13 protein-coding genes and 2 pseudogenes are annotated in these 15,336 nt (G+C 62.1%); 8 read left to right on the top strand and 7 right to left on the bottom strand.

The genetic code is table 11. The features are described 5' to 3' along the window. Positions 1 to 32 precede the first annotated feature (32 nt). From pcaF to pcaR, 4 genes and pseudogenes are all read right to left on the bottom strand, one after another. The gene (gene pcaF / locus ACMCNM_RS04735) at positions 33 to 1,235 is read right to left on the bottom strand and encodes a 3-oxoadipyl-CoA thiolase (RefSeq protein ID WP_099430329.1); all 1,203 of its coding nucleotides are present in this window, start codon (positions 1,233 to 1,235) and stop codon (positions 33 to 35) included. Positions 1,236 to 1,237: 2 nt separating this feature from the next. Next, positions 1,238 to 1,433: pseudogene (locus tag ACMCNM_RS04730) on the bottom strand (CoA-transferase subunit beta); the annotation flags it as partial. Positions 1,434 to 1,610: 177 nt separating this feature from the next. Then, complete coding sequence (locus tag ACMCNM_RS04725) at positions 1,611 to 2,957, bottom strand: MFS transporter (RefSeq protein ID WP_099430330.1); 1,347 nt, start codon at positions 2,955 to 2,957, stop codon at positions 1,611 to 1,613. 333 nt (positions 2,958 to 3,290) lie between these two features. After that, a complete protein-coding gene (gene pcaR, locus ACMCNM_RS04720) occupies positions 3,291 to 4,166 on the bottom strand; it encodes a pca regulon transcriptional regulator PcaR (protein WP_050580745.1) in 876 nt (291 codons plus the stop codon). Between the two features lie 533 nt (positions 4,167 to 4,699). Between pcaR and ACMCNM_RS04715 the strand changes: the two genes are divergently transcribed. Beyond that, positions 4,700 to 4,900: a hypothetical protein gene (locus ACMCNM_RS04715; RefSeq protein WP_412764016.1), complete on the top strand. Its 201-nt coding sequence runs from the start codon at positions 4,700 to 4,702 to the stop codon at positions 4,898 to 4,900. A 313-nt stretch (positions 4,901 to 5,213) separates the two neighbouring features. After that, positions 5,214 to 6,686, top strand: a complete 1,473-nt coding sequence (locus ACMCNM_RS04710; protein WP_027594084.1) for an inorganic phosphate transporter — start codon at positions 5,214 to 5,216, stop codon at positions 6,684 to 6,686. A gap of 164 nt (positions 6,687 to 6,850) precedes the next feature. Here ACMCNM_RS04710 and ACMCNM_RS04705 read toward each other — a convergent pair whose 3' ends face one another. Then, the gene (locus tag ACMCNM_RS04705) at positions 6,851 to 8,326 is read right to left on the bottom strand and encodes a helicase HerA-like domain-containing protein (protein ID WP_412764015.1); all 1,476 of its coding nucleotides are present in this window, start codon (positions 8,324 to 8,326) and stop codon (positions 6,851 to 6,853) included. A 167-nt stretch (positions 8,327 to 8,493) separates the two neighbouring features. Here ACMCNM_RS04705 and ACMCNM_RS04700 point away from each other — a divergent pair. The 5 genes and pseudogenes from ACMCNM_RS04700 to ACMCNM_RS04680 all read left to right on the top strand — a co-directional run. Next, positions 8,494 to 9,510, top strand: a pseudogene (locus ACMCNM_RS04700) (cache domain-containing protein); the annotation flags it as partial. A gap of 93 nt (positions 9,511 to 9,603) precedes the next feature. After that, entirely contained in the window at positions 9,604 to 10,368 is a 765-nt protein-coding gene (locus tag ACMCNM_RS04695; RefSeq protein ID WP_371097681.1) for a methyl-accepting chemotaxis protein, read from the top strand. Between the two features lie 234 nt (positions 10,369 to 10,602). Continuing rightward, entirely contained in the window at positions 10,603 to 11,724 is a 1,122-nt protein-coding gene (locus ACMCNM_RS04690) for a glycosyltransferase family 4 protein (RefSeq protein WP_275747072.1), read from the top strand. Continuing rightward, positions 11,717 to 12,481, top strand: a complete 765-nt coding sequence (locus ACMCNM_RS04685) for a DUF2334 domain-containing protein (protein WP_099430333.1) — start codon at positions 11,717 to 11,719, stop codon at positions 12,479 to 12,481. Before ACMCNM_RS04690 ends, ACMCNM_RS04685 begins: the two co-directional genes overlap by 8 nt. After that, complete coding sequence (locus tag ACMCNM_RS04680; RefSeq protein ID WP_027594079.1) at positions 12,478 to 13,470, top strand: lysylphosphatidylglycerol synthase transmembrane domain-containing protein; 993 nt, start codon at positions 12,478 to 12,480, stop codon at positions 13,468 to 13,470. Before ACMCNM_RS04685 ends, ACMCNM_RS04680 begins: the two co-directional genes overlap by 4 nt. Here the strand turns inward: ACMCNM_RS04680 and ACMCNM_RS04675 are convergent. Together ACMCNM_RS04675 and purU are read right to left on the bottom strand one after the other, a co-directional pair. Further along, the gene (locus ACMCNM_RS04675) at positions 13,376 to 13,609 is read right to left on the bottom strand and encodes a hypothetical protein (RefSeq protein WP_412764014.1); all 234 of its coding nucleotides are present in this window, start codon (positions 13,607 to 13,609) and stop codon (positions 13,376 to 13,378) included. The two genes, ACMCNM_RS04680 and ACMCNM_RS04675, sit on opposite strands and share 95 nt — an antisense overlap. A 146-nt stretch (positions 13,610 to 13,755) precedes the next feature. Further along, positions 13,756 to 14,607: a formyltetrahydrofolate deformylase gene (purU, locus tag ACMCNM_RS04670; RefSeq protein WP_027594078.1), complete on the bottom strand. Its 852-nt coding sequence runs from the start codon at positions 14,605 to 14,607 to the stop codon at positions 13,756 to 13,758. 283 nt (positions 14,608 to 14,890) lie between these two features. Here purU and mvaT point away from each other — a divergent pair, with 283 nt between their 5' ends. After that, positions 14,891 to 15,268, top strand: coding sequence for a histone-like nucleoid-structuring protein MvaT (gene mvaT, locus ACMCNM_RS04665; RefSeq protein WP_027594077.1), 378 nt, complete (start codon positions 14,891 to 14,893; stop codon positions 15,266 to 15,268). Positions 15,269 to 15,336: the final 68 nt, after the last annotated feature.

The following is a 15,336-nucleotide window of genomic DNA, read 5'->3' as shown; positions in this document are numbered from 1 at the left end:
AGCGGGTTTACCCGCGAAGAGGCCGAGCCTGATCAAACCCGCTCGATGGCCAACGCCAAACCTTGGCCTACCCCCACACACATGGTCGCCAGGCCTTTACGCCCGCCGCTCTTCTCCAACTGATGCAACGCCGTCAGCACCAGGCGCGCGCCACTCATGCCCAGCGGGTGGCCCAGGGCAATCGCGCCACCATTGGGGTTCACCTGCGGCGCATCATCAGCCACACCCAGCTCACGCAGCACGGCCAGGCCTTGGCTGGCGAACGCTTCGTTCAGCTCGATCACGTCGAAGTCACTCATCGCCACACCCAGGCGCTCGGTCAGCTTGCGCACCGCTGGCACCGGGCCAATGCCCATGACTCGAGGAGCAACGCCGCCGCTGGCCATGCCCAGTACCCGGGCACGTGGGGTCAGGCCGTGTTTCTTCACCGCTTCCGCCGAGGCCAGGATGAGTGCCGCAGCACCGTCGTTGACACCCGACGCGTTGCCTGCGGTGACGGTCTTGTCCGGGCCATTGACCGGCTTGAGCTTGGTCAATGCTTCCAAGGTGGTTTCCGGGCGCAGGTGTTCATCACGCTCGACGATAGTTTCGCCCTTCTTGTGGGCAATGCGCACTGGCACGATCTCTTCGGCGAAGAAGCCGGCTGCCTGGGCCGCGGCGGCCTTTTGCTGGCTGCGCAGGGCGAATGCATCTTGGTCGGCGCGGGACACCTGGTAATCGTCAGCGACGTTATCAGCGGTTTCCGGCATCGAATCGACGCCGTACTGGCTCTTCATCAGCGGGTTGATGAAACGCCAGCCGATGGTGGTGTCTTCAAGCTTCATGTTGCGCGAGTAGCCGCTTTCGGCCTTGCCCATCACGAAGGGTGCACGCGACATCGACTCAACGCCACCGGCGATGGCCAATTCCATTTCGCCACTGGCGATCGCGCGGAACGCCGTGCCGATGGCATCCATGCCCGATGCGCACAGGCGGTTCAGGGTCACGCCAGGAATGCTCTCAGGCAGGCCCGCCAGCAGCAGCGCCATGCGCGCCACGTTGCGGTTGTCTTCACCGGCCTGGTTGGCACAGCCGAAGAACACTTCGTCGACCTGATCCCACTGCACCGAAGGGTTACGCTCGATCAGCGCCTTCAGCGGCACTGCCGCCAGGTCATCGGCGCGCACGCCGGCCAGGGCGCCGCCGAAGCGGCCGATCGGGGTGCGGATGGCGTCACAGATGAATACGTCGCGCATTTGGCTTCTCCTGCCATCTGGCCATGGGCCGCGGCGGTATGGGCTTCGAGGTCGCGCAAGGCGGACATCTCGATTCGGGTGGATTCGGTGGTGGTCTGCACGTCGCCGGCAAAGCGGATCGCCCAGCGGATGGCCGCAACGATCTGCTCGCGGGTTGGCCCCCGAATGAATCGCAGCGATAGCGAATTCATGGGGTGCCGGCTCGCTTTGGAGACTCCCGGTCAGGGTTCATCAGTGCGTTCAGATTAAGGAGACTGGCAGGCCCCTTACAATCCGATAATCGACCTTATGTGCGATTATCGAACCATTTATGTATTTCTACTGTAGGAGCAGCCTTGTGCTGCGAATGGGCCGCAAAGCGGCCCCCTTCGGCACTCAGGTCGCGTCCGCGTGGCTGACCAGCCCTTTCACGACCACACCCACCGTCGCCAATGCCGCCGGCACCAGCAGCGCTGTCAGCACCTGTTCGAAATTCCAGCCCAGGCCCAGCAGCGTCGCACCACTCCAGGCGCCGAGGATCGCACCAAAGCGGCCGATGCCCAGCATCCACGAAACGCCCGTGGCACGCCCTTGGGTTGGGTAGAAGCGGGCAGCCAGCGACGGCATGGCCGACTGCGCACCGTTAACGCACATGCCAGCGACCAGCACCAGGGTGGCGAGCAGGGTGATGTTGCCCAGGCTCTGCCCCACCGCGTAGGCAAACACCCCGGCCAGCAGGTAGAAAATGCCGATGACCTTGTGCGGGTTGAAGCGGTCCATGGCCCAGCCCACCCCGACTGCGCTCAGCACGCCGCCAAACTGGAACAGTGCGCCAATGAACGCCGCCTGCTCCATGCTGGCCCCGCTGTCACGCATCAGGGTCGGCAGCCAGCTGGTCAACAGGTAGACAATCACCAAGCCCATGAAGTAAGTCAGCCACAGCAACATCGTGCCCAGGCCGTAGGTGCCGGAGAAGATGACCGCGAATACGTTGCGCGCCGCCACCGCCTTTTGCTCCGGCACGCTGAAGCTGGCCGCCTGGGCCACTACCTGCGGCGCAATCGGCGCCAGGGTTTTGCGCACTTTATCCGTACCGCGATTACGCACTACCAGGAAGCGTGCTGACTCCGGCAACCAGACCAGCAGCACCACCGCCAGCAACAGCGGCAGCACGCCACCGATCACCAGCAGGCTATGCCAGCCATACGCCGGGATCATCTTCGCGGAGATAAACCCACCGCCCGCCATGCCCAGGTTGAAGCCGCAGAACATGCTGGTCACCAGCAGCGATTTGAGCCGCTCAGGGGTGTACTCGGACAGCAGCGTCGTCGCATTCGGCATACCCGCACCCAGGCCAAGCCCGGTGAGGAAGCGCAGGACCAACAACTGGTCGACATTGGTCGCGTAGGCCGAGGCCAGGCTGAAGCCGCCGAACACCAGCACGGCAGCCACCAGCACGCCTTTGCGCCCGAAACGGTCGGCCAGTGGGCCTGAGCCCAGTGCGCCGAACACCATGCCGATCAACGCGGCACTCATGACCGGGCCGAGGCTGGCGCGGTCGATGCCCCACTCCTGCGACAAGGCCGGGGCGATGAAGCCCATGGCGGCAGTGTCCAGGCCATCGAGGAAAACGATCAGAAAACACAGCAGCACGACGCGCCATTGATAGCGGGACAGCGGCTGGTCGTTGATGAACGACTGGACGTCGAGGCATTTGCCGACGTTGGTTTGCGGTTGGTTCATTGTTGTTATCCAGAATTAGGGCACGGCCATGCCACTGCACTCAGCGCGCAAGTACAGGGGTTGATAATAGGAGGATGGCGGGCTGCGTCAGCCTGGATACAACAGTGCTGCGAGCGGGTGCGGCCGCGGCAGCGATGGGACAGTAGTCATGGTATGTGCCTCACATGTTTTTCTTGTTCGGTCGGCAAAGCCGACCGTTGCGAGAGACATTAATCAGCCTACCGGGACGACGCAATTCACTGAGCACGACATTGTGCGTTTATCGAACAGGAAAGGCGTCCGTGCTCGATAATGGGGCAGGAAGGGCGCTCAGCGGCCCTCCCTTGCGTGGCATCACCCGAACAATTGATGGCAAAGGTCCCGACTGGCCGCCAGCAGGATCGGCAAGAAGCGCTGCTCCAGTTCGCTGCGCGTCACACGCCCGACGTGGGTGCTGACATTCAAGGCAGCCAGCACCTGCCCCGAAGCGTCATAGATCGGCACGGCGATAGAACGCAGCCCTTGCTCCAGTTCCTGGTCCACCACGCACCAGCCCTGGGCTCGCACCTGCTGAATGCAGGCAAACAACGATTCGGCATCGTGCAAGGTGCGGCTGGTACGCGGCTTGAGGTCAGCCCGGTCAAGGTACTCGCGCAGGCTGGTGTCGTCCATCGCCGCCAGCAGAATGCGCCCCATCGACGTGCAGTAGGCCGGCAAGCGCCCGCCTACCGACAGGTCGACCGAGATCAACCGCTCCACGGTCGCCGATCGGGCTATATAAAGGATGTCGTCACCTTCGAGGGTGGCCATGTTGGCCGCCTCGTGCAGTTGGTCACTGATGCGGTCCAGGTACGGCTGCGCAGAAATCGCCAATGGCGTCGACGACAGGTAGGCATGGCCCAGGGTCAGCACCTTGGGCAACAGTGAATACGTGCGCCCGTCAGTCGTCGCATAGCCCAGCTTGATCAAGGTATGCAGGCAACGGCGCACGGCTGCGCGAGGGATTTCGGTGCGGTGGCTGATCTGGGCGATGGTCAGGTGGCGCTTGCGCTCCTGAAACGCCTGGATAACCGCCAGCCCACGCGCGAGGGAGGTCATGAAATCCGGGTCGCCAGTAAACGCCTGAATACGCTTGGCCGGCGATGCCACGATCGGCGGCGCCAGGGCGGGTGCGGCAGGGCGTGCCGACTCTGGGTTGGCAGATTCGTTGGCCGCTGTTTCGTCGCTCATCGCTCACCTCAAAAAAAACGCTGGTTCGTGCGATTATCGAACGAACGGCCGATAATCGCAATTGACCGCTGACACTTTTGCTTATACCTTTCTCATGCCACTTTGTGGCTTCTTTGGAGAGACTGGTCAGGTACCCACCGTAGAAGTCCCAGGCAACGGCCTCGCCTTGTGCGAGGCCGTTTTACTTTCTGCGTTCGCCACGGCTGGCCGACGAACTTTTGCCGCTCGCGCCTTTCAAAGTTATACGCACGGTGTGACGCGTTACCCATTGAGCCCAACTACTTCGACGGGCATGTCAGGCTTTGGTAAATATCCCTGTTCGAAGAATTATCGGTTGCTATAATCGATTGGGTTGTACGCCTTGTTGCTGTGGTAATGGAACACACCGCTGTCTCCAGCACTTACGGGCAACCCACGCATGTGCAGGTTCTGTATGGCACCCCCTCTGCTTTCCCTGTGGCATCCTTTGTATGCGCAGGGGCATGCTGTACAGCTAAAACAACAGTCTTAATTCAACTTACTCAGGTACTACTGTGACGAAAGATGAACTGCGCGCAGAACTCGAGCGCCAGGCTGAACGTTACAAGGATGTTTACGGTGGTGAAGTGACCACTTACGCCGCTCAACCGGACCCCGAACGCAAACCGTGGCGCAAGCGCGCCAGCGTGCGTGACCAGGCGTTCAACCAGGAACTGGAAAAAATGGAAAAGGAACTGCGCAGCGACAAGCTTTAAGCGCAACGTTCCGCCTTCCGCGTCGTCGCCCGGCCTGCCCGGGCGCGGTCGATCTTTACCCAGAGGTCGATGATGAAATGGAATTACACAAATTTCATACGACCGTTTGAATCAGTCAAGCGTCGACTATTTCCCAGACATTTGCCGATTTTTTGAATATTTCACGCTTTTTTGCGGACGCTACTGTTCATGCAAGCGCTGGCAAGCACGTGAAGGCTGCGTCACAGTGCGTGCTATTGGTCTGTAGCAGGTGCATCGATTGCCAATATTTTCTGGCATAATCCCGCCCCCCTAAGACCGCCAGACAACCTTCATGATCGATTTATTCAGCGGACTGGATGCCTGGGTGTTGGTGAGCCTCCTGCTCGCCTTGACCTTCGTACTCGCCTTCGAGTTCATCAATGGCTTTCATGACACCGCCAACGCGGTAGCTACCGTCATCTATACCAAAGCCATGCCGCCGCACCTCGCCGTGTTCTTCTCCGGCGTGTTCAACTTCCTCGGCGTTCTGCTCGGTGGTGTCGGGGTGGCCTATGCCATCGTTCACCTGCTGCCGGTAGAGCTGCTGATCAATGTGAACACCGGACACGGCCTGGCCATGGTCTTCTCGCTGTTGGCTGCGGCCATCACCTGGAACCTGGGCACCTGGTACTTCGGTATCCCTGCTTCCAGCTCGCACACGCTGATCGGCTCGATCCTCGGTGTTGGCCTGGCCAACGCCCTGATCAACGACATCCCGCTGGGCGATGGCGTCAACTGGCAGAAGGCGATCGACATCGCCATGTCGCTGGTGGTCTCGCCCATGGCCGGTTTCGCGGTCGCTGCGCTGGTGCTGATCGGCCTTAAATGGTGGCGCCCGCTGTCCAAGATGCACAAGACGCCTGAACAGCGCCGCAAGCTCGACGACAAGAAGCACCCGCCGTTCTGGAACCGCCTGGTACTGGTGATTTCGGCCATGGGCGTAAGCTTCGTGCACGGTTCCAACGATGGCCAGAAAGGCATTGGCCTGATCATGCTGGTGCTGATCGGTATCGTGCCGGCCAAGTTCGTGCTCGACCTGAACAGCACCACCTACCAGATCGAACGCACCCGCGACGCCACCCTGCACATGAGCCAGTTCTACGAGCGCAATGCCGCCACCCTGGGTGAGTTCCTGGCGTTGGGCAAGGCCAAGGCGAGCGACCTGCCGGAACAGTTCAGCTGCAACCCGCAGCAGACCGAGCCGACCATCGCCGCACTGCAGGCCTCGCTCAAGGGCGTGACCGACTACCACACCCTGGATGCCGAGAAGCGCGTGGAAGTTCGCCGCTACCTGCTCTGCCTGGATGACACGGCGAAAAAGGTCGGCAAGCTGCCAGGCCTGGATGCCCGTGAAAAGGCAGACCTTGAGAAGCTGCGCAAAGACCTCACCGCCACCACCGAATACGCACCGTTCTGGGTGATCGTGGCCGTTGCCCTGGCCTTGGGCCTGGGTACCATGGTCGGCTGGAAGCGCGTGGTCCTGACCGTTGGCGAGAAGATCGGCAAGCAGGGCATGACCTACGCCCAGGGCATGTCGGCGCAGATCACAGCGGCCTGTGCCATCGGCATGGCCAACGTGTTCAGCCTGCCGGTATCGACCACCCACGTGTTGTCGTCCGGCGTGGCCGGTACCATGGTCGCCAACAAGAGCGGCCTGCAAGGCGGCACCGTGAAGACCATCCTGCTGGCGTGGATCCTGACCCTGCCTGCCTCGATGGGCTTGGCAGCTGGCCTGTTCTGGCTAGCGTCCAAAGCGATCGGCTGAGCGACACCGCTGTAGAAAAAGGCGCCTTCGGGCGCCTTTTTCATATTACCGCGCCTCTGTAGGAGCAGCCTTGCGCTGCGAAAACGTCGGCAAAGGCACTACAGCTTCATAGGCTGTACCGGCCTCTTCGCAGCACAAGGCTGCTCCTACAATGCGTGGCGCTGCTAGCGCTTCTTGCCCCCCAACAACGACCCCATCAGCCCGCGCACCAATTGCCGACCCAACTGATTGGCCGCCTGCCGCACGGCGGACTTGATCGCCTGCCCCGCTGCACTCTGCAAAAACTCGCCAGCCTTGTCGGCAAAGCTCTCTTCATCGGCCTTCGGCACTGGCGCTGGCTCGACAGGCTCACCTTTGCGCTGAGTGAGCATTTCATAAGCCGATTCACGGTCCACCGGCTTGTCATAACGCCCGGCCAGCGGTGACGAGGTAATCAATGCAGTGCGCTCAGCCGCACTCAATGGCCCGATACGCGACTGCGGCGGCGCGATCAGCACCCGCTGCACCATGGCGGGGGTGCCCTTCTCTTCCAGCGTACCGACCAACGCTTCACCAATACCCAGCTCGGTCAGCACCGCCAGGCTGTCGAATGCGGGGTTGGGGCGGAAACCATCGGCCACGGCCCGCAGCGACTTCTGCTCTTTTGCGGTGAACGCACGCAAACCATGCTGGATGCGCAAACCCAGTTGGGCCAGCACCGCATCGGGTAGATCACCTGGCGACTGGGTCACGAAGTAGACCCCCACGCCCTTGGAGCGAATCAGCCGAACCACCTGCTCCAGGCGGTCCTGCAACGCCTTGGGCGTGCCATTGAACAGCAAGTGCGCTTCATCGAAAAACAGCGCCAGTACTGGCTTGTCGGCATCGCCGCGCTCTGGCAACTGTTCGAACAACTCCGCCAACAGCCACAGCAGGAAGGTTGCATACACCTTCGGCGCTTCATGCACCAGCCGGCTGGCATCGAGCAGGTGGATGCGCCCACGGCCGTCACTGCCAGGCCGCAGCAAGTCTTCGAGTTGCAACGCGGGCTCACCGAACAGCGCCTCGGCACCTTGCTGCTCCAGGGTCGCCAGGCGACGCAGCAAGGCCTGGGTGGAGGCACTGGTCATCAGCGCGCTGTCTTCACCCAGCATCTGCGGGTTGTCCTTCAGGTGCGCCAGCAGCGCCTTGAGGTCCTTGAGGTCGAGCAACAGCAGGCCTTCACGGTCGGCCACCTTGAATGCGGCATACAAGGCTGCCTGCTGGCTGTCGGTCAGTTCCAGCAGGTTGCCCAGCAGCAGCGGCCCCATTTCGCTGAGGGTCGTGCGCAAGGGGTGGCCGGACTGCCCGGCGATATCCCACAGGCTTACCGGATAAGCCTGCGGCGTATGCCCCAACCAAGACATGCCGGCAATGCGTTCGGCCACCTTGCCCTGCGGTGCGCCCGCCGCACCCAGGCCGCACAGGTCGCCTTTTACATCGGCCGCGAACACTGCCACGCCCGCATCACTGAACACCTCGGCCAGGTGCTGCAAGGTGACCGTCTTGCCGGTGCCCGTGGCGCCGGCCACCAAGCCGTGACGGTTGGCGAGGCGCATGGCTTGATTGACAGGATGACCATCAAGGCCCGCCCCTACAACTATTTGCGAAGAATCCGACATCTTCTTTCATCCTCTTCTCAAGCTTTGCCGCGTATCGGCCGATACCTCGAGGTGATATTCGCCTAGAACACAGTAACAACCCAACTAGGACTTCCCGGGATGTTGCACTGTCTTGCAGATGTATTCGTGCGAACGCCCGATAAAACCTTAGCGGAACCGATTACTCCATGAGCAAAAGCCTTCGTTTCAGCCACAAGATTCTCTTGGCGGCCTCACTGATCGTGATACTCGCCTTCAGCCTGTTCACCCTCTATAACGATTATCTCCAGCGTAATGCCATCAGAGAGGATCTGGAGAATTATCTGACTGAAATGGGCGAGTCGACTTCGACCAATATCCGCAACCTGTTCGAAGGCCGTATAAAGCTAGTGGAGAACCTGGCACAGAACATTGCCCAGGCCCCCAACGACGCTGAAACCCTGATGGGGCAGAATGCGCTGATCACAAGCTTCCTCACGGTGTACCTGGGCAAGGTCGATGGCGGTTTCAGCGTGCGCCCGGACGCCAAGATGCCTGAGGGTTATGACCCACGCACCCGCCCCTGGTACAAGGACGGCATGAACGCCTCTGGCGCAACGTTGACCGAACCGTACATCGACATGACCACCAACAAGATGGTCATCGGCATCCTCAGCAAGGTCTCCAACAGCGTGGGCGTGGTCGGCGGCGACCTGGCCCTCGACGGCTTGGTGCAGATCATCAACTCGCTGAACTTCGGCGGCCTGGGCTACGCCTTCCTGGTCAACGACCAAGGTAAAATCCTGGTACACCCGGACCAGAGCCTGGTGATGAAATCGCTGTCAGACCTGTTCCCTCAGCACACGCCGAAACTGTCCGGTGAGCTGACAGAAGTTCAGGCCCAGGGCGAGACCCGCCTGCTCACCTTCACCCCGATCAAAGGCCTGCCTTCGGCCAACTGGTACATCGGCCTGTCGGTGGACAAGGACAAAGCCTTCTCTATGCTCAGCACCTTCCGCACCTCGGCGGTGATCGCCACGCTGGTCGCGGTGGTCATCATCATCGGCCTGCTCGGCCTGCTGATTCGCGTGCTGATGCAACCGTTGCTGACCATGACCCGCGCCATGGAAGACATCGCCGAAGGCGAAGGCGACCTGACCAAACGTCTGCGCATCCACAACCACGACGAATTCGGCCTGCTCGGCAGCGCCTTCAACCGCTTCGTCGAGCGTATCCACGGCTCCATCCGCGAAGTGTCCTCGGCCACCGAACAGGTCAATGAAGTGGCCCTGCGCGTGATCAGCGCCTCGAACTCGTCAATGACCAACTCGGACGAGCAATCCAACCGCACCAACAGCGTCGCCGCCGCCATCAACGAATTGGGCGCCGCCGCACAGGAAATCGCCGGCAATGCTGCCCAGGCTTCGCAACACGCCAGCTCCGCACGGCTGCTGGCCGAAGAAGGCCAGCAGGTGGTCGAGCGCAACATCGCCGCGATGAACCGCCTGTCCGACCTGATCGTCACCTCCAGTGCGCACATCGAGACGCTCAACAGCAAGACCGTCAACATTGGCCAGATTCTCGAAGTCATCACCAGCATCTCCCAGCAGACCAACCTGCTGGCCTTGAACGCGGCGATCGAAGCCGCCCGCGCCGGTGAAGCCGGGCGTGGCTTTGCCGTGGTCGCCGACGAGGTGCGCAACCTGGCACACCGCACCCAAGAATCGGCACAACAGGTGCAGACCATGATCGAAGAGCTGCAGGTCGGTGCCCGCGAGTCGGTCGATACCATGGGCCAGAGCCAGCGCCACAGCCAGGACAGCGTGCAAATCGCCAACCAGGCCGGCGAGCGGCTGGACAGCGTGACGGTGCGTATCGGCGAGATCGACGGCATGAACCAGTCGGTGGCCACCGCCACCGAAGAGCAGACGGCCGTGGTCGAGGCGATCAACATGGACATCAACGAGATCAACATGCTCAACCAGGAAGGTGTCGAAAACCTGCAGGCCACCCTGCGCGCGTGTTCGGACCTGGAGCAACAGGCCTCGCGCCTGAAACACTTGGTGGGCAGCTTCCGCATCTAATGACGGTTCAATAGCCCCCTGTAGGAGCAGCCTTGCGCTGCGAAGAGGCCAGCTCAGCCCACAAAGCTGTAGCGTCCGTGCCGACCTCTTCGCAGCACAAGGCTGCGCCTACAAGCCCGCAGCAACCAGCCCAACCTCGATCGAACAAACTATCCTTCTGGTAGGTCAACCTTTAGGCGCGTCATCGCCGGTCCATTACGGCCGGATGACAGACCCGAAGACGATCCCGGAGGGATGCTGATCGTGCACATTGCCGACATCACCATGTTCTACGCCCCCGCCAGTGGTGGCGTACGTACCTATCTTGATGCCAAACACCGCCGCCTCGATGCCATCCAAGGCGTGCGCCACAGCTTGTTGATCCCCGGCGCCAGCGCGCAACACACCGATGGCATCTACCAGGTGCCGGCCCCACCCCTGCCCTTTGGCAATGGCTACCGCTTCCCGGTGCGCCTGGCGCCCTGGTGCAATGTGCTGCGCAGCCTCAAACCCGACCTGATCGAAGTCGGCGACCCGTACCTGACAGCCTGGGCTGCCTTGGAGGCACGCCGCCAGCTGGATGTGCCGGTGATTGGCTTCTACCATTCCGACCTCCCGCTGCTGGTGAGCAACCGCATGGGCAATTGGTTCACGCCCAATGTCGAAGCCTACGTCAGCAAGCTGTACGGCAACTTCGACCGGGTGCTGGCCCCCAGCCAGGTGATGGCCGACAAACTGCGCCGGCTGGGCATACGCGATGTGCATGTGCAGCGCCTGGGTGTAGACCTGGCCACCTTCAATCCCGACCACCGCGACCCGCACCTGCGCGCGGAACTTGGGATTGCCGACACCAGCCGCCTGCTGATCTACGCCGGCCGCGGCTCGCGGGAAAAGAACCTGCCGGTTCTGCTCGACTGCATGCAGCGCCTGGGCCGGCCCTACCACCTGTTGCTGGTGGGCTCCAACATGCCTGCGAATGTGCCGCAGAACGTCAGCGTGATCGACCACTTCTGCCCGCCGCAGGAGGTCGCCAGGCTGATGGCCAGTGCCGACCTGCTGGTGCATGCCGGCGACCAGGAAACCTTTGGCCTGGTCATTCTCGAAGCCATGGCCAGCGCGACGCCAGTGGTGGCGGTGCGTGCCGGTGCCTTTGGCGAGATCGTCAACGAACAATGCGGGCGGCTGTGCCAGGCCAATGACGGGGCAGCCATGGCGCAGGCGGTGCGCCAGGTGTTCGAAGAGGGCGTGCGTACCCTCGGCACCCAAGCCCGCCGCCATGTCGAGCAACACTATTCATGGGACAACGTGGTCGCCGGCCTGCTGCAGCATTACCAGGCCGTGCTCGGCCACCAACCGCGGGCGCGGGCCCATGGCTGAAACCGGCAGCGCAGCACGCAGCCTGATGCTGGTGCTGCACGACATCGCGCCCGAGACCTGGCCCGACTACCAACCCTTCGTCGAAGCCGTCGACAAGATCGGCGGTGTGCCCATGACCTGGCTGGTGGTGCCAGACTTTCACCACCGCAACCCCCTGCACCGCTCGCCCACGTTCTGCCGCCTGCTCGACCGGCGCCTGGCACTGGGTGATGAGCTGGCGCTGCATGGCTACTACCACGCCGACGACGGCGCGCCACCGCGCAGCCCCGGCGCATTCTTCATGCGCCGCATCTATACCCATGAAGGCGAATTCTACGGGTTGGATCAACGTCAGGCGCTAGCACGCCTGGAACAAGGCCTGGCGGTGTTCGAGCGGCAAGCCTGGCCGGTGGCCGGCTTCGTCGCCCCCGCCTGGCTGATGAGCGAAGGCACGCGCCAGGCCCTGCGCCAGTTGCCGCTGCGCTACACCAGCACACCGCAGCACCTGTACCGCCTGCCTGAGTTCACCGCCATCGAGGCCCCCGGCCTGGTGTGGAGCGCACGCAGCGCCTGGCGCCGAAGGGTGTCGAAGGTGCTTTGCGACTGGCAATGCCAACGCTGGCGTGGCGCGCAGACCCTGCGTCTCGGCCTGCACCCGGTGGACATGCGCCACCGCGTATCACGCGACTACTGGCTACACACCCTGCAGGCGCTGCTGGCAGAGGGCCGCGAGCCGTTGACCAAGTCCGCCTGGCTGGACCGCCAGGCCAGCGCATGAATCGCCTGGGCTGGCTAGGCCTGGCCCTGCTGGGCGCGGTGTTGGTACCGACGCTGCTGGGCGGCAGCGAACTGCTGCCCCGCCTGCAACGCTTCGACCCCGGCCTGTTACTCATGCTACTGGGCATGATCGTGCTGTGCTGGGTGATCAACGCCATTCGCCTGCGCCTGCTGCTCGGCCAGCAAGGCGCACAACTGCGTTACCTGCGCAGCCTCGGCGTGGTCATGGCCACCGAGTTCGCCATCTGTACCACCCCTGGCGGCAGCGGCGGCCCGCTGACCCTCATGGCCCTGCTGGCGCGCGACCGCATTGGCCCGGCGCGCAGTGGCGCGGTATTCGCCATGGACCAGTTGAACGACTTGCTGTTTTTCTTCTGCGCGATGCTGGCGATCGCCGGCTATGCGTTGTTCCACCGCCTGGGGCACAGCCAGCAAAGCATGTTGCTGGGCAGCGCACTGTTGCTGTGTGCGGCATTGGTCGTAGTGCTGGGGCTGCTGCGCTACCGGCGCGGGCTGATGCGCTTGAACGGTCGCCTGTTACAGCGCCTGGGGATGTCTGCGGGGCGTAAACGCCGCTGGGCGCGCAAGCTGCTGCACTTCATCGACGCCCTGGCACAAACCTGGCGCCTGCCCAAGCGCACGCTGGCACTGGTATTCACCCTGACCTGCGCGCATTGGGGCCTGCGCTACAGCGTGCTGTACCTGGTGCTGAAGGGGCTGGGCGTGGAGCTGTCGTGGATCCCCAGCTTCCTGGTGCAGATGCTCTCGCTCAGCGCCGGCCAGTTCAGCCTGTTGCCGGGTGGCGCAGGTGCCGCCGAATTGACCTCGGCAAGCCTGCTCACACCCTTGGTGGGCAGTTCGACAGCGGCCGCAGCGATCGTTATCTGGCGCGCGGTCACTTACTACTTTTATCTGCTCGCGGGTGGGCCGGTGTTCGCTTGTTTGCTGGCACGCCCGCTGCTGGAGCGTTGGCGCCGTCAGGCGGGTTGAGTTGCTGCCAGAGTTCGGCTGCTCCGGGGAAGTCGGTGCCGTCGACGTCGCTCAGGGCCTCGGGGTCATAGCGGGCCAGGCAGCCCTCGCCGAGGGTTGGCGGTGGTGAGGCGCCAGCTTTGTCACGTGGATCTGGCATGAGCGTTTCCTCGCGATTGAGGGGGCGCTTTGCGCCCCATCGCCGGCAAGCCGGCTCCCACCCGAACTGTGTAGCCTCCAAGGCTAGCGCCGCACCTGTGGGAGCTGGCTTGCCGGCGATGGGCTGCGAAGCAGGCCGGCTCGGTATCAGTCGAACACCACGGTCTTGTTGCCGTGCACCAGCACGCGGTCTTCCAGGTGATAACGCAGGCCGCGGGCCAGCACCATCTTCTCGACATCACGGCCGAAGCGGACCATGTCTTCGATACTGTCGGCATGGCTGACACGTACCACGTCCTGCTCGATGATCGGGCCGGCATCCAGCTCTTCGGTCACGTAGTGGCACGTCGCACCGATCAGCTTCACGCCGCGCAGGGCCGCTTGATGGTACGGCTTGGCACCGACGAAGGATGGCAGGAAGCTGTGGTGGATGTTGATCACTTTTTCAGCGTAGTCCTGGCACAGCTGCGGCGGCAGGATTTGCATGTAGCGAGCCAGCACTACCACGTCGGCCGCGTGTTCCTGGACCAGGCGCGACACTTCGGCGAAGGCTGGCGCCTTGTCCTTGGGGTCGACCGGTACATGGAAGAACGGAATGCCGTGCCACTCGACCATGCTGCGCAGGTCGTTGTGGTTGGAGATAACGCAGGGGATATCGCAATCCAGCTCGTCGGTGTGCCAGCGGTGCAGCAGGTCGGCCAGGCAGTGGGATTCGCGGCTGGCCATCAACACCACGCGCTTTTTTTGCGCCGAGTCGGTCACACGCCAGGTCATGGAGAACTCTTCGGCGATGGGCGCGAACGCCTCGCGGAATGCCTCGATACCGAATGGCAGGGATTCGGCACGGATTTCATGACGCATGAAGAACCAACCACTCTGTTCATCGGAGTGGTGGCTGGCTTCGTTGATCCAGCCATTGTACAAGGCCAGGAAATTACTGACTTTCGCCACGATGCCAACACGGTCGGGGCAGGCGATCACCAGACGATAGGTGCGCATGAATGAGACTCCAGAACTTCGCAAAGGCGCTCATTCTAGCGGCCCGCCAGGAAAAACGCAGTATGGATCGCACCGCGTGCGTTGTGCACACCGCCAGGCACACAAGACGTGGCCCTGTTCAGCGGCATGACAAAACGCAGGGCTAATGTAAATTTTTGTTCACGCAGAGAAATGTTGTGACAGCTTAATTAACAGTTAATGGCCCATTTGTATGTTTACTTGCGAGTATCGCCTGTCTATTATTGGCCCACACATTTCTGAACACGCATTAAAGGAACTCTCCATGTCCCTGATTAACGAGTACCGCGCCACCGAAGAAGCCATCAAGGAACTTCAAGCCCGTCTGGCCAACCTCTCGCAAGACGACAAGCTGAAGCAAGAGCTGGAGTTCGAAGGCAAACTGCGCACGCTGATGGGCGAGTACTCCAAGTCGCTGCGTGATGTGATTGCCCTTCTCGACCCAGAGTCGAAACTGAGCAAAGCGCCTCGCGGCGCGGTCAAGCCTACCGCCACTAAGCGTGCGCGCAAGGTCAAGCAATACAAGAACCCGCACAATGGTGAAGTGATCGAAACCAAAGGCGGCAACCACAAAACCCTGAAAGAATGGAAAGCCAAGTGGGGTGGTGACGTGGTTGAAAGCTGGGCGACCCTGCTGGACTGATTGTCCGCACGCTCAACGTTGCTTAGCGCAACAAAAAAACGCCGGCTCAATGCCGGCGTTTTTGTTTT

Source organism: Pseudomonas sp. NGC7 (assembly GCF_047159675.1).
GTDB lineage: Bacteria > Pseudomonadota > Gammaproteobacteria > Pseudomonadales > Pseudomonadaceae > Aquipseudomonas > Aquipseudomonas kermanshahensis.
This window is presented reverse-complemented; position numbering and strand designations above follow the sequence as displayed.